Source organism: Hoeflea sp. BAL378, assembly GCF_000759435.1.
In the GTDB taxonomy this organism is placed as follows: domain Bacteria; phylum Pseudomonadota; class Alphaproteobacteria; order Rhizobiales; family Rhizobiaceae; genus Hoeflea.
Window position 1 is genome coordinate 1 of the sequence record NZ_JRJG01000217.1, and the last position, 640, is coordinate 640.

Annotated in this window: 1 pseudogene; it reads left to right on the plus strand. The window is 67.8% G+C overall.

Annotated features, from left to right (window positions below):
• Window positions 1–144: 144 nt before the first annotated feature.
• Window positions 145–640 (plus strand): annotated as a pseudogene (locus tag LL06_RS25335) (membrane-bound PQQ-dependent dehydrogenase, glucose/quinate/shikimate family); the annotation flags it as partial.

Sequence of the window (640 nt, forward strand, 5' to 3'; positions counted from 1 at the left end):
GGCAGAGGCCTGACGGCACCGCCGCGCCTGCCGCGATCGCGGTGGAACTTTCCGTGGTTTCGGCAGTTCACGTGTCAGACGCCGCTCGCCGGTCCGGGACGGCGACCGGCGGCAAATGCATTCCGACATATGAGGGACGAGACGATGATCAGTGAAAGCACCCACCGGCCAGAGGGCGCAGCGTACTGGTACCTCGTCAGCCTCGGCGTTCTGATGACCTTGCTCGGGATCGTGCTGGGCGGGGGCGGCCTCTGGCTCATCGCACTGGGCGGCTCCTGGTATTATCTCGTTGCCGGACTTGGCCTCGTGCTCTCCGGCGTGCTGCTGGCCAGAACCTCCGGCGCCGGCGTCTGGGCCTATCTTCTCACCTTTCTCTTCACGCTGGTCTGGGCTTTCTGGGAGGTGGGCACCGACTCGTGGGCGCTGGTGCCAAGGCTGGTTGCGCCGACCTTCATCCTGGTCCTCGCCCTAATGTGCATTCCGCTGCTGCGGCCACGCAACGCCTCCCGCACCCATGGCCACGGCCGGTCCGTGGCGACGGCGGCGGTGATGATCCTCGCGGGCGGCGGCGTGCTGCTCGGCGCCGGCGGATCCTTTCATGCTCTGGCGCAGCAAAACGATGCCCCGCCAACGCCGGCCG